Annotated in this window: 25 protein-coding genes and 1 pseudogene; 12 read left to right on the forward strand and 14 right to left on the reverse strand. The window is 65.6% G+C overall.

Features of this window, described 5'->3' with window-relative positions:
• Positions 1-14: 14 nt before the first annotated feature.
• From QX010_RS17420 to QX010_RS17435, 4 genes are all read right to left on the reverse strand, one after another.
• Complete coding sequence (locus tag QX010_RS17420; RefSeq protein WP_316180809.1) at positions 15-1,556, reverse strand: hypothetical protein; 1,542 nt, start codon at positions 1,554-1,556, stop codon at positions 15-17.
• A 273-nt stretch (positions 1,557-1,829) separates the two neighbouring features.
• Complete coding sequence (locus tag QX010_RS17425) at positions 1,830-2,246, reverse strand: DUF5615 family PIN-like protein (RefSeq protein ID WP_315800194.1); 417 nt, start codon at positions 2,244-2,246, stop codon at positions 1,830-1,832.
• The gene (locus QX010_RS17430) at positions 2,243-2,497 is read right to left on the reverse strand and encodes a DUF433 domain-containing protein (RefSeq protein WP_315800195.1); all 255 of its coding nucleotides are present in this window, start codon (positions 2,495-2,497) and stop codon (positions 2,243-2,245) included. Before QX010_RS17430 ends, QX010_RS17425 begins: the two co-directional genes overlap by 4 nt.
• Before the next feature lie 171 nt (positions 2,498-2,668).
• Positions 2,669-3,421, reverse strand: coding sequence for a glucose 1-dehydrogenase (locus QX010_RS17435; protein ID WP_316180811.1), 753 nt, complete (start codon positions 3,419-3,421; stop codon positions 2,669-2,671).
• Between the two features lie 96 nt (positions 3,422-3,517).
• Between QX010_RS17435 and QX010_RS17440 the strand changes: the two genes are divergently transcribed.
• Entirely contained in the window at positions 3,518-3,829 is a 312-nt protein-coding gene (locus tag QX010_RS17440) for a helix-turn-helix domain-containing protein (RefSeq protein WP_316180812.1), read from the forward strand.
• A gap of 171 nt (positions 3,830-4,000) precedes the next feature.
• Here QX010_RS17440 and QX010_RS17445 read toward each other — a convergent pair whose 3' ends face one another.
• The 3 genes from QX010_RS17445 to QX010_RS17455 all read right to left on the reverse strand — a co-directional run bounded on the left by QX010_RS17445 (position 4,001) and on the right by QX010_RS17455 (position 7,681).
• Positions 4,001-4,270: a hypothetical protein gene (locus QX010_RS17445; RefSeq protein ID WP_315800198.1), complete on the reverse strand. Its 270-nt coding sequence runs from the start codon at positions 4,268-4,270 to the stop codon at positions 4,001-4,003.
• A gap of 321 nt (positions 4,271-4,591) precedes the next feature.
• Positions 4,592-4,825, reverse strand: coding sequence for a DUF2171 domain-containing protein (locus QX010_RS17450; RefSeq protein WP_315800199.1), 234 nt, complete (start codon positions 4,823-4,825; stop codon positions 4,592-4,594).
• Between the two features lie 786 nt (positions 4,826-5,611).
• Complete coding sequence (locus QX010_RS17455) at positions 5,612-7,681, reverse strand: methyl-accepting chemotaxis protein (RefSeq protein ID WP_316180813.1); 2,070 nt, start codon at positions 7,679-7,681, stop codon at positions 5,612-5,614.
• A gap of 164 nt (positions 7,682-7,845) precedes the next feature.
• Here QX010_RS17455 and QX010_RS17460 point away from each other — a divergent pair, with 164 nt between their 5' ends.
• The 6 genes from QX010_RS17460 to QX010_RS17485 all read left to right on the forward strand — a co-directional run bounded on the left by QX010_RS17460 (position 7,846) and on the right by QX010_RS17485 (position 10,937).
• On the forward strand, positions 7,846-8,625 hold the full coding sequence (locus QX010_RS17460) for a transglycosylase SLT domain-containing protein (protein WP_316181018.1): 780 nt from the start codon (positions 7,846-7,848) through the stop codon (positions 8,623-8,625).
• 147 nt (positions 8,626-8,772) lie between these two features.
• Positions 8,773-9,057 (forward strand): DUF2312 domain-containing protein, encoded by a 285-nt coding sequence (locus QX010_RS17465; protein ID WP_316180815.1) that lies wholly within the window; start codon positions 8,773-8,775, stop codon positions 9,055-9,057.
• A gap of 125 nt (positions 9,058-9,182) precedes the next feature.
• On the forward strand, positions 9,183-9,533 hold the full coding sequence (locus QX010_RS17470; protein WP_315755663.1) for a zinc ribbon domain-containing protein YjdM: 351 nt from the start codon (positions 9,183-9,185) through the stop codon (positions 9,531-9,533).
• A 63-nt stretch (positions 9,534-9,596) separates the two neighbouring features.
• Positions 9,597-9,788 carry a hypothetical protein gene (locus QX010_RS17475; protein WP_315800201.1) on the forward strand — a complete coding sequence of 64 codons (192 nt, stop codon included), beginning with the start codon at positions 9,597-9,599 and terminating at the stop codon, positions 9,786-9,788.
• 478 nt (positions 9,789-10,266) lie between these two features.
• The gene (locus QX010_RS17480) at positions 10,267-10,482 is read left to right on the forward strand and encodes a hypothetical protein (RefSeq protein ID WP_315800202.1); all 216 of its coding nucleotides are present in this window, start codon (positions 10,267-10,269) and stop codon (positions 10,480-10,482) included.
• Positions 10,483-10,706: 224 nt separating this feature from the next.
• Entirely contained in the window at positions 10,707-10,937 is a 231-nt protein-coding gene (locus QX010_RS17485; RefSeq protein ID WP_316180817.1) for a zinc ribbon domain-containing protein, read from the forward strand.
• Between the two features lie 26 nt (positions 10,938-10,963).
• Here QX010_RS17485 and QX010_RS17490 read toward each other — a convergent pair whose 3' ends face one another.
• From QX010_RS17490 to QX010_RS17515, 6 genes are all read right to left on the reverse strand, one after another.
• On the reverse strand, positions 10,964-11,395 hold the full coding sequence (locus QX010_RS17490) for a Rieske (2Fe-2S) protein (RefSeq protein ID WP_315800204.1): 432 nt from the start codon (positions 11,393-11,395) through the stop codon (positions 10,964-10,966).
• Between the two features lie 117 nt (positions 11,396-11,512).
• Positions 11,513-12,235, reverse strand: a complete 723-nt coding sequence (locus tag QX010_RS17495; RefSeq protein ID WP_316180819.1) for a DUF3750 domain-containing protein — start codon at positions 12,233-12,235, stop codon at positions 11,513-11,515.
• Between the two features lie 134 nt (positions 12,236-12,369).
• Positions 12,370-13,197 carry an SH3 domain-containing protein gene (locus QX010_RS17500; RefSeq protein ID WP_316180821.1) on the reverse strand — a complete coding sequence of 276 codons (828 nt, stop codon included), beginning with the start codon at positions 13,195-13,197 and terminating at the stop codon, positions 12,370-12,372.
• Between the two features lie 112 nt (positions 13,198-13,309).
• Complete coding sequence (locus QX010_RS17505) at positions 13,310-14,089, reverse strand: DUF2066 domain-containing protein (protein WP_316180822.1); 780 nt, start codon at positions 14,087-14,089, stop codon at positions 13,310-13,312.
• 80 nt (positions 14,090-14,169) lie between these two features.
• The gene (locus QX010_RS17510; protein ID WP_315800206.1) at positions 14,170-14,466 is read right to left on the reverse strand and encodes a copper-binding protein; all 297 of its coding nucleotides are present in this window, start codon (positions 14,464-14,466) and stop codon (positions 14,170-14,172) included.
• Between the two features lie 787 nt (positions 14,467-15,253).
• Entirely contained in the window at positions 15,254-16,105 is an 852-nt protein-coding gene (locus QX010_RS17515) for a 3-hydroxybutyryl-CoA dehydrogenase (protein WP_315800207.1), read from the reverse strand.
• A gap of 291 nt (positions 16,106-16,396) precedes the next feature.
• On the opposite strand from QX010_RS17515, the gene QX010_RS17520 reads away from it, so the two are divergent.
• From QX010_RS17520 to QX010_RS17530, 3 genes and pseudogenes are all read left to right on the forward strand, one after another.
• The gene (locus tag QX010_RS17520; protein ID WP_315755672.1) at positions 16,397-16,594 is read left to right on the forward strand and encodes a hypothetical protein; all 198 of its coding nucleotides are present in this window, start codon (positions 16,397-16,399) and stop codon (positions 16,592-16,594) included.
• 128 nt (positions 16,595-16,722) lie between these two features.
• Positions 16,723-16,929, forward strand: a complete 207-nt coding sequence (locus QX010_RS17525; protein ID WP_315800208.1) for a hypothetical protein — start codon at positions 16,723-16,725, stop codon at positions 16,927-16,929.
• Positions 16,930-17,024: 95 nt separating this feature from the next.
• A pseudogene (locus tag QX010_RS17530) lies at positions 17,025-17,820 on the forward strand (DUF72 domain-containing protein).
• 206 nt (positions 17,821-18,026) lie between these two features.
• On the opposite strand, the gene QX010_RS17535 reads toward QX010_RS17530, so the two are convergent.
• A complete protein-coding gene (locus QX010_RS17535; protein ID WP_316180825.1) occupies positions 18,027-20,102 on the reverse strand; it encodes a HAMP domain-containing methyl-accepting chemotaxis protein in 2,076 nt (691 codons plus the stop codon).
• Between the two features lie 400 nt (positions 20,103-20,502).
• Between QX010_RS17535 and QX010_RS17540 the strand changes: the two genes are divergently transcribed.
• Together QX010_RS17540 and QX010_RS17545 are read left to right on the forward strand one after the other, a co-directional pair.
• A complete protein-coding gene (locus QX010_RS17540; protein WP_315712288.1) occupies positions 20,503-21,240 on the forward strand; it encodes a Crp/Fnr family transcriptional regulator in 738 nt (245 codons plus the stop codon).
• Positions 21,241-21,304: 64 nt separating this feature from the next.
• Positions 21,305-23,371, forward strand: a complete 2,067-nt coding sequence (locus tag QX010_RS17545) for a PAS domain S-box protein (protein ID WP_316180827.1) — start codon at positions 21,305-21,307, stop codon at positions 23,369-23,371.
• The last annotated feature ends 48 nt before the right edge of the window (positions 23,372-23,419 follow it).

Genomic DNA, 23,419 nt, shown 5'->3' on the forward strand with positions numbered 1-23,419 from the left:
AGTCGCTCCGCCATCTACTTGAAACACACCGACGTATCCCCCGCCACGAACGAATTTCCCGGCATCGGCTTCAGCGGCGTCAGCTTGGGGTTGGCGTTGGTCAGGCGCTTCGAGTACGCGCCGAGCGCGGCGTTCATCGTGTTCAGGCGATCCTGCGCGTCGGTACGTTGCAGCGGGAAGGTGATGACGCCGGAGTTGTAGACCTCGGCGCGGGACCACTCCTGGCCCGAGACGATGCGGCCGACGAGACGCGATTTCAAATCGGCGGCGCTGTCGCCGGCGGCGCTCTTAGCCCCGACGACATCAGGCGGCAGCAGGCTCGGGTTGACGATCCAGCCGCGCTGTTTGGCGACGTTGTTGCCGAACAGGATGAGCTCGTCCACCGTGTTGTTCAGCGCCACGTAGTCGCGCAGCGGCAGGCTGATGTCGCCGGTGCCGGTCTCCTGCACGTGGCTCGCCAGATGCGGCCCCGTCGCGCAATAGGTGCCGAAGCTCAGCTTGATGCTGCCCGAGCTCATGAACATGTAGCTGCCGACATCCGAGCCGCCCGGGGGCGACGGCGCGTCGTCGCCGCAGAAGGTGCCGTGCGAGGAGGCATCCTGCAGGGAGTGCAGATAGAGCCCGATCCGGGCGATCTGCACCGGCACCGGCGGCTTCCGGGGATCGTCGAACAGCACGCCGGTGGTCCGGCTCTTGTCGTCCAGCCAGGACTTCAGCTGGGTGTAGTCGACATTGCCGTTGCTGTTGTCGAGAATCTTCGGCCCGGAGGTCACGTTGATCGCCGGCCCGATCGCGTAGTTCTCCAGCAGCGGCACGTTGCCGCTGATCGGGACGTTCGCCAGGCATTTCGGGCCGCTGAAGTTCGACGAGCCGTTCGGCACGGTGTATCCGGCGGTGCACAGCAGGCCGGGCGCCTCGTCGCCCTTCATCGCCCATTGCCGGAGGTCATACAGCGTGCCCTGATAGACGCTGTCGATGGTGATGGGATAGCCGGGCGGCGGATAATGGAACGGATACACCGCCTGCACGCCGCTGGCGCCGTGCACGTCGGTGCCCTGCCCGTTCGGCGAGAAGTTCAGCAGATAATGATACAGCGGCCCGTCGGTGGTGTTGTTGGTGCGCTGGAAGCCGTTGAACCTGGCGGTGATGTAGCCGGCGCCCGAATTGGTCGACGTCGCCTGCCCGCCGCACTGATCGATCGGCGCATATTGCGCGTAGTCGGAATTCTCGTTGTAGGCGGCGATCCAATAGGCGACGTCGGCGCGGTAGCCGAGCGCCTGGGCGATGAAATAGGTCGAGTCCGCATGGATCATGCTGCGGCCGGGCGGAATGACGGCGAATTGCACCGCCTCGAGCAGGCAGCCGCGGTTCAGCGCCTCCGCCGGATCCTTGCAGGCGCTGGCCGGCGCGAGACAATTCTTCAGCCCGTCCTTCACGCGCGGGATACAGATGTCCTCCAGGAACGCGTGCGCGGGGCGCGGCGCGGTCAGGCCCCAACCGAGGGCCACCGATGCGGCGACGACAGACATGGTCGACAATGCAAAACCGATGCGCATGAGAAACTCCTTTGGTGATTTGAAATTCAGCCGGCCAGGACTGCGCCATGGCAAAACGCCATGCGCCCGACCGGTGGGTTGAAACGCAGCTCGTCCGCGATGCGCGCATCACGGATTCGGCAAGCCCGATTTGATCCTATATCGGACGATTCATCAACCTATAGTTGCCAAAAATCACCGTTGCCGCGTAGCCCGGATGAGCGAAGCGACATCCGGGTTCATCGCTGGCGCTGCGGCAGACCCCGGATATCGCTCCGCTCATCCGGGCTACGGTCACCGCCACTTCGGATCGTTGATATGGTTGATGTCGTGATCGTCGGCGGTCCACTCGCGGATATGGACCGAGCCGTCGCGCGCGACTTCGATGAGCTTGTTCACGAGATCGGCGTTGCGGACGGAATAGAGATCGAGCGCCTTCTGAAACAGACTCATCTGCTCATCCCGCGTGCCCTTCGGGATCAGGATCACCAGCCCGGCATGTACGTCGAGCTTGGCATATTCCTTCAGGAAATCTCTGCGATTGTCGGTGACGATGATGTAGTCGTTCGCGCTTGCGAACCGCACCAGATTCCAGTCCTGCCAGCCGCTCTTGCCCAGATGGGTGACGTAGTCCGCCTGATAGCCGCGCGCCTTTGCCACTCCCACCAAGGCGCCGCTCAGGCACTCGTCGATCAGGAATCGTTCGCTCAACGGGTGGCTGCCGCGTTCTCCGCCGATCGCCAATCGGCACCATAGGTGACCTCGGCCCAGCGGATCACCGCGTCGATGCCATCGATCGGCAGGCTCGGATAGTCGGCGAAGATCTCCTGCGCCGGATAGCCGGCGCGCAGGTAGGCCAGGATGGTTTCGGCGGGCACCCGTGTCCCGCGAACCACCGGATCGCCGCTCATGACCGTCGGATCACGAACGACCTCTGACCTGACGGCGACCTTGATGGTCATGGCTGCCTTCCTTTCCCGCGGCTGTCATCATAGCGCGATAGGCGCCGGGGGGCGAGACGGGAATTTGGCTTCGTCCAAACACCGGAACGGTGGGCACGCGCCGCCTTGCGGCGGCGCTTTGCCCACCCTACGGTTCACCGCTCGCGACTGCGACCGAAGTGACGTGATCGCTCAGCGCAGCCCGCCGGTCACGTGCAGCGTCTCGCCGGTCACGTAGGACGCATCGTCCGAGGCGAAGAATGCCACCGCGGCGGCGATCTCCTCGGCCTTGCCGACGCGCGCGAGCGGCGTGGCCGTTTCGATCCAGTTGCGCATGTCGCCCTCGTGCAGGCCGGCGGCGACGACTCCCTCGGTCACGATCATGCCGGGATTGATGGTGTTGACGCGGATCTTGCGCGGCGCCAGCTCCTTCGACAGCACCGAGGAGATGGCGTCGACGGCGGCCTTGGTCGCGGTGTAGACGGCGGTGTTCGGCGGCGTCAGGGTGGACACGCCGGAGGAGATGTTGACGATGCTACCGCCGGCCGGATTGAAATGCCGCGTGGCCTCCTGCGACACCAGCAGCAGGCCGAGCACGTTGACGTCGAACTGGCTGTGGAAGTGCTCCGGCGTGATGCCGTCGAGCGGCGCGAAGGCGTAGACGCCGGCATTGTTGACGAGGATGTCGATCGGGCCGAGCGCCTTCACCGTCTCGGCGACGATGGTCTTGACGTCGCCGGGATTGGCGAGGTTGCCGCCCACGGCCACCGCCTTGCCGCCCTTGCCGGTGATTCCCGCCACGACGCGGTCGGCGCCCTCCCGGCTGGAGCTGTAGTTGACGGCGACCGCGGCGCCTTCCTCGGCCAGCCGGGCCGCGATCGCGGCGCCGATCCCCTTGGACGCGCCGGTCACCAGCGCCACCTTGCCCTCAAGTCGCTTGCTCATCTTGCTCTCCACATTGCGCCGCCTGCGGCGTTCGGTTCAATCGTTCAGAACTAGTGAACTATTGAACGCGCGCAAGGCCGTCGCTATATGTTTTTCATGGCGCAGCTGTTTCACCCGTCGCGCGAGGACATCACATTAGCGGGAGTGCTGGCCGCACTCGCCGATCCCTTGCGGCTGCGCATCGTCAAGAGCCTGATGGAACGGAAGGACTGCATGTCCTGCACCGAGGCCGCGCCCTGCCCCGGCATCGCCAAATCGACGCTGTCGAACCATTTCCGGGTGTTGCGCGAGGCTGGCCTGATCCACACCACCAAGCAGGGCGTCGAGCATCGCAACGTCGTGCGCGAGGCCGACCTCAATGCCCGGTTCCCGAAATTGTTGAAGACGATTCTGGGCTACGCGGAGTAGCCGAAACGTAGGGCGGGGCAAAGGCGCGCCAGCGTCGGTTTTGTCGGGCACCATTTTGCGCGCGCCGTGCCCACCGCCCGCACCCGCCAGCGTCGATGGTGGGCACGCGCCGCCTGACGGCGCCGCTTTGCCCACCCTACGGTTCACTGTCATGCGAGCGCAGCCGTTAGGTCAGATTGGATAGCGCCATTTCAGCGCGCGACGGGCGAAGAAGGCGGCCACCGCGACGATGGCCAAAGCGATCAAATCGGCCTTGAGCGCAGCGGACGGAAAGCGGACGAACATGGGCGTGAAGATCAGCGCGAACAGCGCCAGCAGAAGGCCGTTATAGGTGTAGTACAAGGGCGACTTGAAGATGCCGGTGGGCGCCAGCTCGGCGTGGGACATCGGTTGCGGCAGCAGGAACGCAATCAGCAAGCCGATAAGGTCTGCACCGTCCATGACGTCGACGTTCGTCCATTCTGTGCGTTCGCGCTGATGTGCTCCGCAGGGAGTAGCTGTCTCGCCTGGCCATCACAAGTTCCGCGTGGTCACGCGTCGATCACATCTTCATGTGTCGTCGGCATCCGATGATTGGTTCGACGCCACCGCGCAATGACAAGCTTTGGAGCAAATGCGCACGCCACCGTGCCTGCCGTCGATGGTGGGCACGCGCCGCCTGACAGCGCCGCTTTGCCCACCCTACACGTCACGGGCCGGTCGCGTAGGAGAGCAAGGGCGCATCACTGCGAGCGGAGGACGGAGACAGGAGGATCCCCGCCCCTACTTCTCCTCCTCCATCGTCACCGCGACGGCGCCGATGGCCGACAGCCGCACCTTGTCGCCTTCGACGCCGGCGACGAGGCCCTTGTCGATGAAGTGATGATGCCCCTTGTGGCTGCCCTCGCCGCTGTCCTTTTTGGTCAGCTTGATGCGGTTGCCGTCGACGCGGTCGACGGTGCCGACATGCGCGCCGTCGGCGCCGATGACTTCCATGTGTTCCCTGATGTCCTGCATTGGGGGAGTGCTCCGTGGCTAATGTGGAAGCAGCTTCAACCGGCGGATGGGAGATGTGTTCCGCGACGCGCCTCCGCGCAGACGCAGCCGCAGGGTGGGCAAAGGCCCGCCCGGCTCGATCTCGTCGCGCAACATCGTTCGCGCGCCGTGCCCACCGTCCGCACCCGCCGGCGCCGATGGTGGGCACGCGCCGCCAGCGGCGTCGCTTGGCCCACCCTCCGACAGCGTCATGCGCGGCGAAATCCTGCTGCGCCTCGCGGCTGATTTCGCCAACACCATCAGGCTGATCGGTCGTGTCCAGACCTTCCGATAAAAATAAATTACTTTCTATTTTTCTGAATTCATGATTGTCTACGCCCATCCTGGCCCGCCGAGAGGGGCGTATCGCGATCGTCACGAGACGTGGGCCGGAGATGCGGTGGCTGTGGGTGTGCCGCAGCGGGCTCGAGGCCCGCCGACGAACGGCACGCTTGCGGACGTGAAGACGCGTGGTCCTGGCGCCCCGAAGCTGGCGCCAAGTGCGGCGGTGATGATGATCCCGCCGTGCGACGGTGGCTACAAGCCGGACACCGGGGAGATCGCGTTATAAGCGTGAAAACCATCGCGCGGGGAATGCCGGGATGCCTCGGCTGAACCTGTGGTGACTGCCGCCTGCTTATCTTCTGCAGGCGGGCCATGGGTGCGGCCAGCGCCCGGCATTCCCCGCGCCCTCTCCCTTCAGAGGGCCAACGACCGGCAAGGCTCGGGCGCCATCTGCGCCGCGGGATCGCGTCCGCTTGGCCGATGCTAGGCCTTGCGCACGGTGCCGAGGAAGCCCTCCACCGCGACGCGGAAACGATCGGCATCGGTCGACATGCGGCGGACGGAGTCGACCATGGCCGCGCCCGCATTGCCGGTCTGGCGGTTGAGCGCCGCGACCGAGCCGATCGTGTCGGTCACGGCGCGGGTGCCCTGGGCGGCATGCTGGAAGTTGCGCGAGATCTCGGTGGTGGCGGCGCGCTGCTCTTCGACCGCCGCGGCGATCGCCGTCATCTTCTCGTCGATGCTGGAGATGTTGTGGCTGATGGCGCGGATCGCCTCGACCGACTCGCCGGTGGCGGCCTGGATCTCGGCGATCTGGCGGGTGATATCGTCGGTCGCGGTCGCGGTCTGCGCCGCGAGGTTCTTGACCTCGCCGGCGACCACGGCGAAGCCGCGGCCGGCTTCGCCGGCGCGCGCCGCTTCGATGGTGGCGTTGAGCGCCAGCAGATTGGTCTGCGCGGCGATCGCGGTGATCATCTTGACCACCTCGCCGATGCGGTTGGCGGCGCGGTCGAGCATCTCGACGGTGGCGTTGGTCTGCGCCGCCTTCTCCACCGCCTGGCGCGCATCGGCCGCGGAGGCCTGCACTTGCGCGGCGATCTCGGAGACCGACGCGGTCAGCTCCTCGGTGGCGGCGGCGATGGTCTCGAGATTGCTGGTCGCGGTCTCCGCGGCGCTGGCGACCGCGGCGGTCTGCTCGGTGGACTCGTCGACGAGCTTGCGGACCTCGCCGGCGCTGGAATCGAGCTGGCCGGTCGAGTTGCCCATGCTGACGATGACCGCCTGCACGGTGTCGTCGAAGCTCTTGCAGGCGCTGTCGATCGCCTGCGAGCGCTCCAGCCGGCGGCCCTGGTCGAGCTCGCGCTCGCGCGACAGCCGGTCGGCGGTGGCGGCGCTCTCGCGCAGGCCCTCGAGGGCGGCAGCCATGGCGCCGAACTCGTCGGCATGAGCGAATTGCGGCACCGGGGTCTGGTAGTCGCGCTGGCCGATGCGCTGGATCGCCTGCATCAGGACGCCGACCGGGCGCATCAGGCGGACGCGCACCGCGCGCAGCGCCAGGCCGGCCACCACGAGCGCGGCCAGGAAGGCGAGCGACTGGACGACCAGGCTGCTCAACGCGGCGGTCCTGATCTCCTCGGCGCGCGCGATCGAGCCGTCGAGCGCGGTCATGCCGACGGCGATGATGCCGGCGAACGGGCCCTGGCAGAACGCGTTCCATTCCGGCGCCGGCATCGCCGGCTTGCCGCTGCCGTCAAACCCCTTGGTGAGCTGGTCCATGCGCTGATGGGCGGCCTCGACCTCGGCGTGCGAGGTCTTCACGGCCCCGGCGAGTGCGGCGCTGCCGCCCCCCGCCAGGAGGTCGTCGAGCCCGGACCAGCCGGCCGCGACGGTGCCGCGCCATTGCGCGACCGCGCCCTTCTGGGTGTCGTCGAGTGGCTTGGAAGCGTTGATGTTGGGACGCAGCGCCGAGCACTGCAGGCCGTAGCGGTCGCGGACCTGCCAGGCCAGCCGCCGCGCCTGCACCATCTTGGCGATCGCCGGATCGGTCATCCAGGCGCGGTTGGAGACCGCGAGCGAGGCGGCGTTGGCGGCGTCCAGCGTCTTGGTCATGGCCTGGTACCAGGGCTGCGTATGCGCCAGCACGCGTTCGGCGCGCGGCTTCGCGGCCTCATCGAACAGCAGCTTGAACTGCGGAACCGTGGCGTCCCAGCTCGATTTCAACCTGGCCATGAGGTCGTCGCGCTCGGGCATGTCGACGCCGGCGAGCGCGGCGACGATGCCGTCATAGCCCTTGGCCTCGATGCCCTGATATTCGGTGAGCTTGGCGCGCGGATCGTCCTCGCTCAGCAGCACGCTCTGGATGTCGCCGCGGTGGGCGCGCATGACCAGGACGTTCTGGAAGATCGCCTTGTCGGCCGCGGTCAAATGCTCGGTCGCGACGCTCTCGCGATAGCGGCCCGCGGCGCCGCTCATCAGGATCGCCGTGGACGCCAGGATGCCCGCCGCCAGCACCGACAACAGCACCATCAGCAGAGTACTGACCGACTTCTTCATCACGCACCGCCTCACACCAGAAAGTGGCAGGATGACGCGATTGCACAAATTCTTCCTTAACCATGGACCGGCACACCGGCGCCCGAGGTAATCAGTTGCCGAAATCCGCTGCTCCACGCCAACAAAAAACGCGCAAGCCGCAACGCGGCAGCCGCTGGCGCGCGCTGCGGCGCGATGCGAAGCGAATCGCAGGGCGCGGTGCGCAGTGGCTGGGCCGGACGGTGGGCGCGGCGCCGCGGTGGATCAAGATCACCTGCGGCGCCTTGGTGCTGCTCCTGACCTTCGCGCTGGTCAATCTGGCCTATCACGTCCTGCGCAAGCCGACCGAGCTGTTCGTGGTGACCGGTCATTCGCTCGACAAGGAGCCGGAGGAGACGTGGCGCCAATATGGCGCGCTGTTCCGTGAGAGCTCGACAGGATCGATCACGCCGGAGCTGCTCGCCGCCCTGGCGCAGACCGAGAGCTCGGGCAATCCGGTGGCGCGCACCTATTGGCGCTGGCGCTTCGCGTGGAATCCGTTCGCGCTGTATCAGCCGGCTTCCAGCGCCGTCGGCTTGTTCCAGATGACCGACGGCGCCTTTGCCGACGCCGCACGGTTCTGCATCCGGGATCACGAGGTGGTCAGCGACGGCTGCGGGTCGCCGAGCCTGTACGTCCGCGCATGGCCGGCGCATGCGGTGGCGCTGACGGCGATCTCGCTCGACCGCCAGGTCGCCGCCGTGCTCGCACGGCAGCCTGGCGCCAAGCCGAGCGCGCAGCAGCGGCAGGATCTCGCAGCCGTCATTCATCTGTGCGGCGCCGGGCCGGCGGCCGGATTCGCGCGGCGCGGCTTCAAGCCGGCGGATGGCGAGCGCTGCGGCGACCATTCGGTCGCGGGCTATCTCGGCCGCGTCAATGCGATGAAGAAGCAGTTTCAGAAGCTCTCGGCGGCGGAGCGGAGCTAGCGCATGGCGCCCGCTCGGCGACATCGAGAGCCCGCCCGGTTCCGCGTTAAGCACGTCGGATTCACTGATGTGGGCAAAGCGCGCCCGTTAAGACATTGGCAACGAACTGCCGCGCATTTTCTCCGTCCCATTAGTACAGGAGTCACCATGTCAGAGATCGGCATTCCCGGCGCGCGCATCCGGTCCTTCATCGAGCGGATCGAGCACCTCGACGGCGAATTGGCGGAGCTGAACGAGCAGAAGAAGGAAGTGTTCGCCGAGGCCAAGGGCGAAGGCTTCGACGTCAAGATCCTGAAGGAGATCATCAAGCTCAGGAAGCAGGACCAGGACGAGCGCGACGAGCACGAGACGCTGCTCGACACCTATCTCCGGGCGATGGAAGCGGCCGAGACCGCGCCGGCTGCCAAGGCCCCCGAGCGCAAGGCGGCGTGACGCTGCCGACCGACGATGGCGGCGCGCAGCCCATCTGCGCCGCGCGCTGCCCTCCCCCGGGATTTTTCCTTGCCCGGTTCCATCCGAGCCTCTAACGCTACGCTTCTGCCGCGCCCGAGGATAAGATGACCGACGCAATGACCTGCCCGCAATGCCGCTCCGAGCACGCCTATCAGGACGGCGCGCTGTGGGTCTGTCCCGAATGCGGCCATGAATGGAGCGGCGACGCCGCCCTTGCGGCGGCGGCCGGCGACGACGCCAGCATCCGCGACGCCAACGGCAACGTTCTGGCCGACGGTGACAGCGTCATCGTCATCAAGGACCTGAAAGTGAAGGGATCGTCGTCTGTCGTGAAGGGCGGCACCAAGGTGCGCAACATCCGCCTGCAGGAGGCGAGCGACGGCCACAACATCGCCTGCAAGATCGACGGCATCGGCCAGATGAACCTGAAGTCGGAGTTCGTGCGCAAGGCGTAGGGCCTCGTGCTCCCGGAACATTCGCGACGCCATGGCGTTCGGATCAACAACGGGAGGATGGCCATGCTGACGGACGACCAGATCGCGATGCTTTCGGATATCGGCCAGGCAATCGCCTTCTCACCCGACCGGCAGGACGAACTCGATGGACTGATCCGCGAGGGTTATGTCGCCAAGGACGGCGACATCTACGAGCTGACAGCGAAGGGGCAGAAGATCCTGACCGATCGAGGTGCCGGATTGAACGAGGCCTGACGACGCGGAGGCTCCCAGCACCGGGCGTCGGGGCGTCTATATCAGCGCCACCGGAAGTCTGGCATCAGGCCGGATATCATCCTGGGGATCGACGGTTCGTCTGCGGACGCCCGTGCGAACCGAACTCTGATTCAGCCAATGAACGGCGATACTCCGCCCGAAGCCCCCGAAGCCAATGTCCGCGAGCGCCGCAGGACTGCGCAGGCGCTGCCTGTTATTTGACGCAATAGGCCCCGCTCAGCCTCGGCACTCAGGCCGAACCACGCAACACGAGCAAATCGCCAAATGATCGAGCAGCAAACACGGGCCAGTTGCCGAACGCTGCGTGATCCAAGCAGTGAATCCATCACGCTTCTGTCGCCATGAAGTGACACCCGTAGCAATCCGTCCCGTAGCAGCACGACCTGGATTCATAACTTGGCATGAACTCTGCTTTCTCGATCCTGACCGGGTCCCACTCTTTGGAGGCAGAATCAACGTGCTCGTCACTCTCGTCGCAATGCTATGCAACGGCCAGCTCTGCATGGAGAAGGTCGTCACCAACAGCGAGATGTCCGGCATCACGATGACATCCTGCGCCGTCAGCGCGCAGATCGGAATCGCAGACTGGATGTCCAAGAGTCCCTATCACGAGTGGCATCTGCAGAGTTACAAGTGTGTCGCCGGCAAGTACGTGCCGAAAACCAGCGCCTGATCCGCTTTGTCCGTCCGGCCGGCGACCGGATATCCGGGGCCGGCCGGACGGAGGAGCTCTGCACGGCTGTCGAATGTTCGACCCCAGCCGCGTCGCATTCGGGACACCGCAGCAAAAAACTGCTGCCGCTCGCATGCAAACGAGCCCCGAAGCGGCGAATTCGATGCGCAATTGCGCTGGCCCGCTTCGTGCAATGCACCCTCGCGACAATGAGGGATGACGTCATGCCATTCTACAGCTTCCATTGCGCGGCCTGCGCAGAGGATGTCGAGTTGCTGATCGGGATGTCTGAAAAGCCTGTCTGTCCGACCTGCGGCAGCCGCAAGCTGACCCGCCTGCCCTCGCTACCGGCGCCGCCGGCGCGCAGCCCCGGCCTGATCAAGGCCGCTCGCAGCCAGGCAGCACGCGAGGGGCACTTCAGCAACTACAGCCGCGCTGAACGGAAGAAACGCTGACCCGGTCGGGGGGCCGGCGCTCAGCCTCAATCCGATGTGATCTGCACCTCCGGCACGTCATCCTCGGGATCGTCGATGTCGAGGCCGTCCTCCTCGTCCAGATCGATCCCGGAGAGGCAGATGTCACCGTCGTCGATCACAAGCTCGACCACAGACAACGTCCGGCCCTGACAGGGCCCAATGAAGCATTGTCCGGTATCGAGGTCGAACTGGGCACCATGCTCGCCACAAACGAGGAAATTACCTTCCTCGTCCATGAACTCGCCCGGATGCTTGTCGAGGCGGGCGCCCTGATGCGGGCAGGCATTCTCGAAGCCGTAGAAGTTGTTGCCCTTGCGCGTGACCAGGATCGGCCAAGGCTTGGCGCTGCCGTCGGGCTCGCGGCGCTGGAGAACAAAGCCACGCGCCGCGCCATCGTCCACCTCATAGGTCGCGCAGATCGCAAACAGCGTGCTCATCGTCCGCCTCTTCTCGCCTCGCTTGGCGTTTTGGCGCATCCGCGACATCGCAGGCGCGCTGAAGAGGCTCGCAGCAAGCAGCATGCCAGCCAGTGCCTGACAGGCAGATCGTGGGCCTCAGGCCGGTGGCATGCCGAGGCGGCCGATCCCGGGAAATTTCAGCGCCGGCCGGCGCAGATCGACGCCGAGAACTCCCCCGAAGAAGTTCAGCTCGACGCCCTCGATCCACCCGACGGTGACACCGAGATAGCCGCCGAGCGATACGAACAGACCGGTCCCGGACGCCGTGCGCCCCCACCAGCCGTCAAAGGGGAAGTCCTTGCCGATTGCGGTCGGCGGCAGCACGGCGTTCAGCTCAGGAACCGCGTTCAGCGCCGCCTGCACGAAGGTGTTCGAATTCGGTCCCGGCCAAGCATTGTAGTCGCCATAGGCGCGGAAGCGGTAGTTCTCGATCACGCTGCGGATCCTCGGAATCACCCGCTCGGCTTCTTCGCCGTCGACGGCCAGCACCGTCTCCGGCAACGCGCCGAACCAGCGACCATCGGGCGCGAAGCCATCGACCCGGATCGGCTCACCCCACGCGGTGTAGTCGTAGCGGGTATAGCGCGGGCCGCCCTTCTCCTTCACGACGATCCAAGTGTGGACCGCGAAGATGCCACGCCAACGCACCGTGCGCGCAGCGAATACGCGGACCACCGCGTCGGCATGCTGAGCTGGCGATGGCAGCAGGCCCGCGCTCGAACGGTCCGCGGTCTGCCAGCTGCCGCGGCGATCGCCGCGCAGATAGTTCGCGGCCGACAGCGAGATGGGCACGAAGATGAGCAGCAGGAAAGCGAGCACGGGCTTTTTCACGATAGGCGAGAACAATGGGGAGGCATCGAGGAATGACATCCATGTAGTCATCGCACCCGCCGTCGCCAGCGCCGGCCTGCACGCCGCCTTCACAATCCGGACACCACGCCAGTGCTGAAGATTCAGTGCCGGCGGAAACCACCGCCCGGGCCGGAACGCCCGCCACCGCGAGGGCCGCTGACGCCCACACGCGCAGCACCCATGGCGGGGCCGCCCCCGATATGCGCCAAACCGATTTGCGGCGAAGTCCCGATCATGCGCATGCCGCCCATCTGCGCGCGGGCGCTCTGCGGCGCACCGCTGCCTCGGCTCATCAACGGCTGCACCATGGGTGGCGTTGCAACTCGCGCGGGACCACCAGCCACGACCGGAGGTGCGGCGGGGCCGGCGGCCGTCGCAGGCGGCACACGACCTTGCATGCCCGAAGGCGGTCCGGATCGTTGGCCTGTGCCGGCGACCGCGCCCGGCTGGATCACCCCGCCGGGACCGCGCCCCGGCATCCCCGGGGTCATGCCAGGCTGAGGCGGATTTTGCGCCATGACCGGCGGATGGCGATGCCAGTAGCGGTTCCAGAACGCATGCCGATGATACCAAGGCCGGCCGAAATAGAAGCTGCTCCAATAGGTGGTCAGCGTGAAGCCGACAGTCGGCACGTACTCGACATATTCTGGCAGCTCAACGTACTGCTCACGATACAGATAGGCGAGCGTCCGCGCCGCGACCCAGCCGCGTTCGCCTCCGAAGCTGACATCGCACCACGCGCCGCCTTGAATGCAGCCATGGATGGTGATCCTGGCACCGGCCGGAATGCGCTCGACGACGGGAAAACCTGGGCCCGGTCCTGCGCGCATGGTGGCCGCGGTGCGCACCAGGCCCGGCGCGGCCACGGCCAGCGAGGCGGACGTGGCAATCAACAGCGCAGCAACGAGACACGTTCTGAGTTTCACCACGGGCACCCTCCTGCCTGTTTGCCGGAGCGAGCTCGGGCGCGAGACTCTCGTGCCCGCATGCGCGGCTCAGGCATCCACTTTACAGGGACGGTCGCAGACTATCGCGGCAACCTCACGGCGCTCCGTTGTCGGAGAGGAGTTGCGCTGCTCCACCGAGACCGCGGCGAAATGCTTCGTCGAACGTCACGCCACGGAATTGCCACCGGTCCTGCTTGCCGGCGCGATCGAGGCGCCATTGCGTGACCCAGCCCAGTTCGGAATCGTCCCAGGTGAGATCGCCAAAGAGCATGACATCGGCTCCGGGAAACCACGACGCGACCGCCGCGGGCTGGACATCGTTCAACTTGGTGCGCTCAATAGCGGCCTTCGAGACCTCGGAGGCGCTTGGCAGAACGATCTCGAGCCCACGCTTGACGGCCGCTGCGCGCAGCGCGTCCCGCTGCAGATCGGACCTCCGGTCGTCGGATGCAACGAAGAAAGTGCGACCGCCCGACGTCATCGTCACAATCAGGGCAATCGACGGGCGCGGCGCCGGCCACGGCTTGATGTTCAAGCTCGCAAGCAACTGATCGATCCGCGCGCGATCGAATGACACGGTCAGGTCATATGGACGGTCGCGCGTACCCTGCTCGTCATGCTTCGGCTTGCCCGACATCTGATCGTGATAATCGAAGCCGGTGACGAACTCCGCGGCCCGCGCCTCGAGTGGTGCGAGCCTTGCATCGTTTCTGAGCTGAAATGCACCGGACACCTTGATCAGCACGTCTTCCAGACATGCTGCAAAGGCCGCCCGACGATTGTCCTCGCCCTGACCGGTCACGACCGTCTGCGCCTGGTACAGGTCGGTCGGGGCCGCAGTCGCAATAGTGCAGTTCCCGACGACCATCATCATCCAGAGCCCGAGACGCCATACGCCCCGTCCGCGGAGAGCACCGCACTGTCTCATCGCGCCCCTCGATCCGGCTATGATGGCTATTTCTGCCGATCGAGCTTGACGATCGTCGGTGTGGCGGCGTCAGACGTCGAGAACGTCACGCGATCGCCGGCGTGGATGTTCTCGATCATGGCGTTGTCCTTGATCTTGAACTCCTGGGCTGCTCCGGCCGTGTTGGCGCCGACGGTTCCATCGGGAATGCGCTTGATCGCGATCGTGCCGTTGAGACGGTTGATCCCCGTGACCATGCCCGCCGTACCCTGCTCCGCTGCCAGAGCAGGCAGAGTTCCCACAAACATTGCGACCGTCGTCAGAATGATGCCAACTGCTCTCATCGCTGTTCTCCTGCCTTGCTTTTCGCGGCAAACAAAACACCACGAATTCTTTGGTTCCCCGAAAGGCCGCAACCCGAGCCACACTCTGTGAATCGCCGCTGCAGATCCTTATGTCGGCCGATGCGAACGACACGAGCTCGAGCAAGGCGCAACCGCATAGCCTCATCGGCCGGCTGCCCTCATGTAATGATTTGCACGGGTTTGTCATCACTCCAAGGCGGACCAGAGTCTCTCCGCGCGCGCAGGATCGACCGGACCTGTCACGTCGAATTCATCAATGCGTCATGTTGCGCCTTGACAGCGCCGGCCGCCGGGAGGACGATCGCTGCCGTCGTCCATTGCGGTAGCCGCTCATGGTGCCGATGATGTTGGAACGACGACGATCCATCTGATTGCAGGGAGGTTCAATGACTCCACCTCCGTACCAGGCCCGCTGAGTGCGACGGTAATCGCTCGGACCATCGCATAGCGGCAAATCACGAACGGCACGCCGGGTCGCGGCTTTGTGGGCTGCATCAGCGAGGCATGGCCCCTTGCCCACCCGGCGCTGTGCCGTGAATCTGGATCATCGGATCAGTGCGAACTCGGCAGCTCTCATTTGGGGAGCTGTGGTTCTGTGGTCCTCCCGCGCGCCTCGAAACGCAATCCATCGTCAACGCAATCCGTCGTCAGCCAATCCGTCGTCCGCTAATCCGTCGTCCGAGTAGTCGATCGTCAACCGAGGCACGGCGGGCGCATGGGCCACCCGCCGCTCGCGTCGCACAATGCCGTAGCTACTTGGCTGTAGCTACTTGCCGTAGTCGTAGAAGCCCTTGCCGGTCTTGCGGCCGAGCTGGCCTGCGGCCACCATTTCCTTCAGCAACGGCGCCGGCCGATACTTCGGATCGTTGAAGCCATTGTAGAACACCTCCATCACCGACAGCATCGTGTCGAGGCCGATCAGATCGGCCAGCGCCAGCGGACCGATGGGATGATTGCAGCCGAGCTTCATGCCCTCGTCGATGTCCGCCGCGGTCGCAATGCCTTCCGAATACGCGAAGATCGCCTCGTTGATCATCGGGCACAGGATGCGGTTCACGGCAAAGCCCGGGCTGTTCTTCGCGGTGATCGCGACCTTGCCGATCCGCTTGGCGAAATCGGCGGCGGCCGCATGGGTCGCATCCGAGGTCTGCAGGCCGCGGATCAGCTCGAGCAGCGCCATCATCGGCACCGGATTGAAGAAGTGCATGCCGATGAAGCGGTCGGGCCGATCGGTGGCGGTGGCCAGCTTGGTGATCGAGATCGAGGAGGTGTTGGTCGCGATCAGCGCCTCGGGCTTCAGGCCGGCACAGAGGTCCTTGAGGATCTTGAGCTTCAGCTCCTCGTTCTCCGTGGCGGCCTCGATGACGAGATCGCAGCTCGACAGCTTCGCCTTGTCGGCAGTGCCGGTGATCAGCGACAGCGCCTTGTCCTTGTCGGCGGCCGTCATTTTCTCCTTCTTGACCAGGCGATCGAGGCTGGAGCCCACCGTGGCGAGCCCGCGCGCCACCGCCTGCTCGGAGATGTCGACCATGACGACCGGTACGCCCGCGGCCGCGCAAACCTGCGCGATGCCGTTGCCCATGGTGCCTGCTCCGATGATGCCGACCGTCTGAATCATTGCCGCTTCCTCTCAGTCTCTTCCGCGGGGACCGCCCCGTCCTGCGCCGTTGCTTAACAGGCTATCGGCCCGCGGGGTAGACCCAACGCAAGGGCTGAGAACGGGCCGGCTGCCCCGCGGTTCGCCGGCATCGGGAAGCGGGCGCATCCAGCCAGGGCTGGTCCGCATGCGCAGGAACGGATGCAACCTGCTCTGGTTGGTCTCGTGCCCGCCGAGACGAGCCGCGCCCGCGGCACGGCATCGGGCGTCCCCGAGCGTTTCGACCCAATGACGCGAAGAATGGAGGAGGACATGGGACTGGCTCAATACGCCATCGTCGCGGTCGACGATCATTGGAGCGTTCTGCATGACGGCAACGCCCATGGCGACTACGCGACCAAGGAGGCTGCGTTCGAATCCGCTGCATCAGCCGCGACGCTGGCCATCAAGCAAGGCCACGAGGTGCATCTCAGCGTTCCGGGCAATGACCCAGATCGATCGAACAACTAATCAGCACCACGACGCTGTCGTCTTGTTCCAACAGGACCTCCAGGGATAGTGAACTGCACGCTAACGTGTGTTAGCGACACAAGGCCGACAGGCTCGCAGACTTCTGTTCGAAGCAACAGGAGTTCGCCATGAGCGTCACCCGGAACCGGCGTAAGCAGACAGTGTCGTTCGGCCAGCGGCTGCAGCAGGCTGCAACAGCTGCCCGCGAAGCGGCAGCACGTCTTCCCGTAGGCCCCGAGCGCGACATCATGCTGAAGAAGGCGATGCAGGCGGAGACGGCGGCGCATATCAACGAGCTGTTGAGCGCACCGGTGCTGCACGCCGCCGAGCGCTAGAGCGCGCGCCGTATCGTCTGCTGCGGCTTTGAAAGGAACCCGAACGCCCTCACGACGCTTTGCTTTCGAGGTCTGGTCTCGGCGAGAGGACGATGATGGCCCGGGTCGTGATCGGCACATCGGGATGGCACTACGGGTCCTGGCGCGGCGCGTTCTTTCCGCCGGGACTGCTGATCAGACATCAGCTGCCCTACTACGCCAGCCAGTTCGAGACCACGGAGCTGAATGGCGTGTTCTACAGGACGCCGACGGAAGCTGCCGTCCGTGGCTGGCGCGATCAGACCGGGCCCGATTTCGTTTTCGCCTGGAAGGCCTCCAAGTTCATCACGCATTGGAAGCGCCTCTCTGCGCGCTCGGTCAACAGCATCGCGCTGATGGAGAGCCGGCTGTCGCTGCTCGGCGACAAGGCTGGCCCCGTGCTGTTCCAGCTGCCGCCGCAATTCGAAGGCGAATCGAGAACGGCTCGAGTCGTTTCTCCCGCTGCTGCCGACGCACCGGCGCTACAGCTTCGAATTCCGTCACCCGAGCTGGTACACACCGGCGATCATGCGCCTGCTGAGGGACGCGAACATCTCGCTCTGCCTGTCGGACCATCACGACGCGCCGGCGCCGTGGAGGCGGACGGCCGATTTCGTCTATGTGCGCGGCCATGGCCCGGGCGGCCGCTACAAGGACAACTATCCGGACGCGACACTCGAAGCCTGGGCCAAGCGCATTCGCGCCTGGGCGTCGCACGGCATCGACGTCTACGCCTATTTCGACAACGACCAGAAGAGCGCGGCGCCCGCCGACGCTCTGCGGCTACGCCGGCTGCTCGCGGCATCTTCTCACCAGGCACGCCGCGCCGCGCGCGCCAGTTCGTCGGGACATCGTGCACATCTCTCGGTTTAGGTTTGCGACCCGGTGTCGCTGTTCGAGCGCTATGCGAAGGGCGGCGACGATCCGCCACCGAGGACTGGGCGGCAAGACCCTGCCGGCCCTGCAGCATCATCTCGACATGGCGCAGACCCTCGACAAGGGCAAGTGAGCGAATGATATGAGCGCCGGTCCGAGCCGGCGCTCATGATGTTGGAATGCAGTGCCGTGCAGTCCCGTCGTCACGCGGCGCGCACGGAGCCCAGGAAGCGCGCGACCTCGCGCTTCAGGCGTGTGCTTTCACCGGCCAGCGATTGCGCCGCATTCAGCACCTGCGCCGACGCCTGACCGGTGGCGCTGGAGCCGCGCTGCACATCCGTGATGTTGGCCGAGACCTCCTGCGTGCCACGGGCCGCCTGCTGGATGCTGCGCGAGATCTCCTGCGTCGCCGCGCCCTGCTCTTCCACCGCGGATGCGATCGTCGAGGCGATCTCCGACATCTTCTCGATGGTTTCGCCGATATCGCGGATCGCGTTCACCGACTCCTGCGTGGCCGCCTGGATGCCGTTGATCTGCTGGCTGATCTCGTCGGTCGCCTTCGCGGTCTGCTCGGCCAGCGCCTTCACCTCGGAGGCCACGACGGCGAAGCCGCGCCCCGCCTCGCCAGCGCGTGCCGCCTCGATGGTGGCGTTGAGCGCCAGCAGGTTGGTCTGGCCGGCGATCGAGTTGATGAGCTCCACAACGTCGCCGATGCGGGCCGCGGCCTTGGCAAGCTCGCCGACACGATCGTTGGTGCGCTGCGCCTGCTGCACGGCCTCGTTGGCGACGCGCGCCGAATCCTGAACCTGGCGGCCGATCTCCGTCACCGACGATGACATTTCCTCCGTCGCTGATGCCACCGACTGCACGTTGGTCGAGGCCTCCTCGGACGCCGAAGCGACGGTGGTGGCGAGCCGCTCGGACTGCTCGGCCGTGGTGGTGAGCGTTCCTGCCGAACTCTCGAGCGCCGTCGACGCCGAGGACACGACATCGACGATCTCGCTGATGACGGCCTCGAACTCGCGGGTGATCGTATCCACCCGCTGTCCACGCTGGATCTTGGCCTCCGCCTCGCTCGCTGCGGCCCGGTCTGCCGCCTTCTTCGCCAGCAGCGCATCCTTGAAGACCTGCAGCGAGGCGGCGAGCGTGCCGATCTCGTCCTGCCGATCGCTGGCCGGAACGACGACGTCGTCACGGCCAGCCGCGAGGTCGCCGACCACGCCGGTCAGCGCAGCCAGCGGCGCGATCACGCGACGGCGCAGCATGAAGGTCACGACGCCGAGCATGCCGAGCAGCGCGAGCACCGCGCCGCTGCCGATCCCGAACATCACCAGTGCATCGTCCCGCGCCGTCTCGGCGCGCGTCCGTGCCTCGGCCAGCGCATTGTCGCGAACGGTCAGGAATTTTCCGATCGGCGGCACGACGGTGCCGCCCAACTGCTCCGGTGACAGCGTGTAGCCGGCATTGCTGCGCGACGCCGCGATCTCCTTTTCGATCAGTCCCGCAGCGTTGTTGAAATACGCTTCGACCGCCTCCGACATCGCCTGCGCGACTTTCGGAGGATTGCCGAGTTGATCGATGCTCGACTCGATCCGTTCGCGATCGACCTCGATCCGGCCTTGCGCACGATCGATGTTGGAATACTCGGCCGGGGCCAGCGGACGCTTGGCGCCGAGCGCCGGGGCCAGCATCGCGGCGCGGCCGCCGGCCGTGATCCGCAGGTCCTGCGTGATGCGCGCAATCGACAGCAGCGGCGTCAGCGATGCATCGGCGGTCGCGACGCGGTTCTCGAGGCGGTTGAGCAGCGGCTCGACCGATTTCAGCACGTCGGTCAAGCCGGGCAGGAATCCCTTCATCGCTGCCGGGTCGCGCGCATTCAGCGGCAATCTCACGGCGCGGTCGACCATCGTGCGCACGTCGGTGAGCTTTGCCTTGGCGGCGTTCAGTCCGTCGAAGATGGCTTGGCTGTCGGAGAGCGTCTCAACGGCCGCTTTCGCCTTGGCGAAGGCGGCGTCGGCCTGCTGCCCGGCCTTGTCGACGACGTCCAGCTGCACAGGAGTGGCCGGAACGTCCTGGAACATCGGCGTGACGAACGGCGCCCGCAATCCCGCGACGGCCTGGCCTGCAAGGAGCACGGCAGCGAACGCGTCGACTGACTTGATCGCTTCGGTTCTGCTCGCGTAGGCGCGATAGTGAGATACCAGCACCTCGCCTCCGAGAACACAGGCAAGCGCCGTGACCGAGAGCATCGATACCGCAAAGAGCTGACCGACTCGCATCGTGCATTTCCAGTTGATTGTTTCGGTCAACTTAGGAAGCGCAGCCTAAGAGGCTATTAACTTGTGCAGGCACGCCGCCGGGGGGCAAATCGTCGCGGCCGCACGTCGATTCCCGTATTTTCACGGGCTTCGACAGTGATTCATCATCGACTTTCATGAGAGTTCGACGACAGAAGCGCGCAGTGCAGGTCGGACTCGCGCGATGTCGCTCATGCTCCGACCATCGCGCGATGGCGAAATCATCACCGAGATTGCGGCAGCAGACCCACGCACATCGACAACGCGTTGGTTCCTTGCGCAGGTGCAGAAAGATCAGCGGTCAACGCGGTATCATGCTAACATAAGTTATTGAAGTCGCGCCGCTTGGAACCCCAATAAACTAATTCGGGGGAACCACTCTTTGAGTCATCTGGTCCGCAAGCTTGAGAATTTCGTCCGCCTTTCTGCGGCCGACCGCCTGATGCTCAACCGCGCTGCGGCTCAACGGGTAAGGACCTTCGCGCCACGCACCGACATCGCGCGCGAAGGCGAGAAGCCCAAGGACGTGCATCTGATCCTGAACGGCTGGGCCTGCCGCTACAAGCAGCTCGAGGACGGCCGCCGCCAGATCGTCTCGTTCTTCCTGCCCGGCGATATCTGTGATCTCAACATCTTCATCCTGCGCGAGATGGACCATTCGATCGGCACCATCACGCCGGTGTCGATCGCCGATCTGCCGCGCGAGTTCTTCGACGAGATCAGCGCCGGCTATCCGCGCATTGCAACGGCGTTCTGGTGGGAGACACTGGTCAACGCCGCAATCCAGCGCGAATGGACCATGAATCTCGGGCAACGCACGGCGTCCGAACGCATGGCTCACCTGTTGTGCGAACTGTTCTTCCGGCTACGCCTGGCGGGCCTGGCCGACGACAGCAGCTGCAGCTTCCCGCTCACTCAGGCCGATCTCGCCGAGGCGACAGGCCTGTCGAAGGTCCACGTCAACCGCACGCTGCAGGAACTGCGCGCCAGCAACCTGATCGTGCTCAAGGGCAAGATGCTGGTACTTCCGGACCTCGAGCGCTTGATGAGCGCCGGCCTGTTCAACGCGAATTACTTGCATTTGGACCGCGAAGGCCGTCAGCTCGACGCGAATGAGTGAGAGGTTCGGAGCGCTGGCGCTTGCGCTATGCTGACTGTCTCGGCACTCTGCCGGGGAAACGGCGATGGTCGAACAGCGCATGGTGGACGGACCCTTCGAGCAGGAGATCGTGCAGCGCCTCGGGCTGATGCCCAACCTGTTCAGGTCGGCGCCGTCTGCGCCTGAGGCGACCCGACAGCTCTGGCAGTTCGCCAAATGCGCCTATCTCGACACCCCGCTTCCGGCCCTTTTCAAGGAGCGGCTCGCCGTCCATCTGTCGCGCCTCAACCGTTCGCCCTATTGTCTGACCCGGCATTTCGGATTTCTGGTTGGATCTGGCAAGCCCGCGGGTGACTCGACGTCCCGCCCGGAGCCGATCGATCGGGCGCGTCACCTGCTCGCGCGGCCGCTCGCGGATCCCGCGCGCACCGCGGCGGCGCTCGACCGGCTCGAGCTCATCCAGCCCCCGCTCGACATCCCGGAGCCGGGCAGCGACGGTGAGGCGGACCTGTTCGAGGCCGCGTCGGTGCTGTTCATGCAGCGTGCTGATTTCGACCGCTCGCGGCGCGCAATCCGACATGCCTTCGGCGACACCAGGTTCGATCTGCTGGCGGCCTTCCTCGCCTATCTGCGTACAGCCCACTTCTGGGCCGATGCACACCTGCTCGCGATCGATTCGGACGTGCTTGCCCTCGCACGGACCGATCCCGAGCTCGCCGTCTGCCTCGGCTGCAGCGAGCTGCCGGAGGCCGGGCCGTCCGCACCGCAGCCGCATTCGAACGGCAGCGATGCCAGCGATCATCGGCTGCGCCGCCTCCTCGAGATCGATTCGGTCGGCGTGCTGTTCTTCGATCATGCAGCCGGCACCCTGGTCGACGCCAACGAGGCCTTCTTGGCGATGACAGGCTATTCGCGTCAGGACATCGACAGCGGCCAGCTGACCTGGAAGAGCCTGACACCCCCGGAATGGATGGGTACATCGAGCGACCAGATCGAGCTGCTGCGGCAGACCGGCCGGATCGGTCCCTATGAGAAACAGTATTTTCGCAAGGACGGCGAACGCGCCTGGATGATGTTCGCCGGCCGGGACCTCGGCGACGGCACCCTGGTCGAGCTCGCGATGAACATCGACGACCGCAAGCGCACCGAGGCCGCGCTGCGCGACAGCGAGGCGCGTTTCCGCCAGTTCGGCGAAGCATCCTCCGACGTGGTGTGGATCCGCGATGCCGAGACCCTGCACTGGGAATATCTCAGCCCCGCATTCGAGACGATCTATGGCGTGCCGCGCACCGCTGTGCTCCGCGGCGACCATCTCGCATCGTGGACCGAGCTCATGCTGCCGGAGGACCGGCCACGCGCTGTCGAGAGCCTCGAGCGCGCCCGGCGCGGCCAGCGCGACAGCCTGGATGTCCGTATCGTCACGCAGCCGGACGACGTCGCGCGCTGGCTGCGCATCCGTAGTTTTCCCATGGTCGACGAGCTGGGACGGGTGCAGCGCATCGGCGGCATCACCCAAGATATCACGGCGCTGGTCTCGGCCTCCGAGCACCAGAAGCTGCTGCTCGCCGAGCTGCAGCACCGCGTCCGCAACATGCTCGCCGTGATCCGCTCGATCATCCGCCGCACGGGCGACTCGAGCGACAGCGTCGAGGATTTCGCCAGTCACCTCGAAGGCCGCATCACGGCGCTGTCGCGCATCCAGGCGGTCGTCACGCGCGATCCCCTCGCCGGTTTCGATCTGGCGGAGCTGATCGCCGATGAGCTGCGCGCCGGAGCCGCGCGCGAGGACAGGCAATTCTCGCTGTCGGGCCCCCAGGTGCGACTGAGGCCGAAGGCGGCCGAGAGCATCGGGCTTGCCATGCACGAGCTCGCGACCAATGCGCTGAAATACGGCGCGCTGACCGTGCCGCGGGGCTTCATCAGGATCGAATGGCGGCTCGATGAGCGCGACGCGGCCGACTGGCTGGTCATCGACTGGACCGAGACCGGCATGTCCGGCCGTCCGCTGGCTGCGCAGCGCCAGGGCTTTGGAACCGTACTGCTGGAACAGATGCTGCCGTACGAGGTCGGTGCCCGCGTCGTCCGGCGCTTTGAGCCGAGCGGCCTCTGCTGCGAAATCCGGTTGCCCACACGCGACATTCTCAAGCGTTGACGGGCCGATCGAAGCTTCGTTCCGCGGCACCGGTCGGTCACAACGGCC

It is taken from the genome of Bradyrhizobium sp. SZCCHNRI1009, assembly GCF_032487575.1.
GTDB lineage: Bacteria > Pseudomonadota > Alphaproteobacteria > Rhizobiales > Xanthobacteraceae > Bradyrhizobium.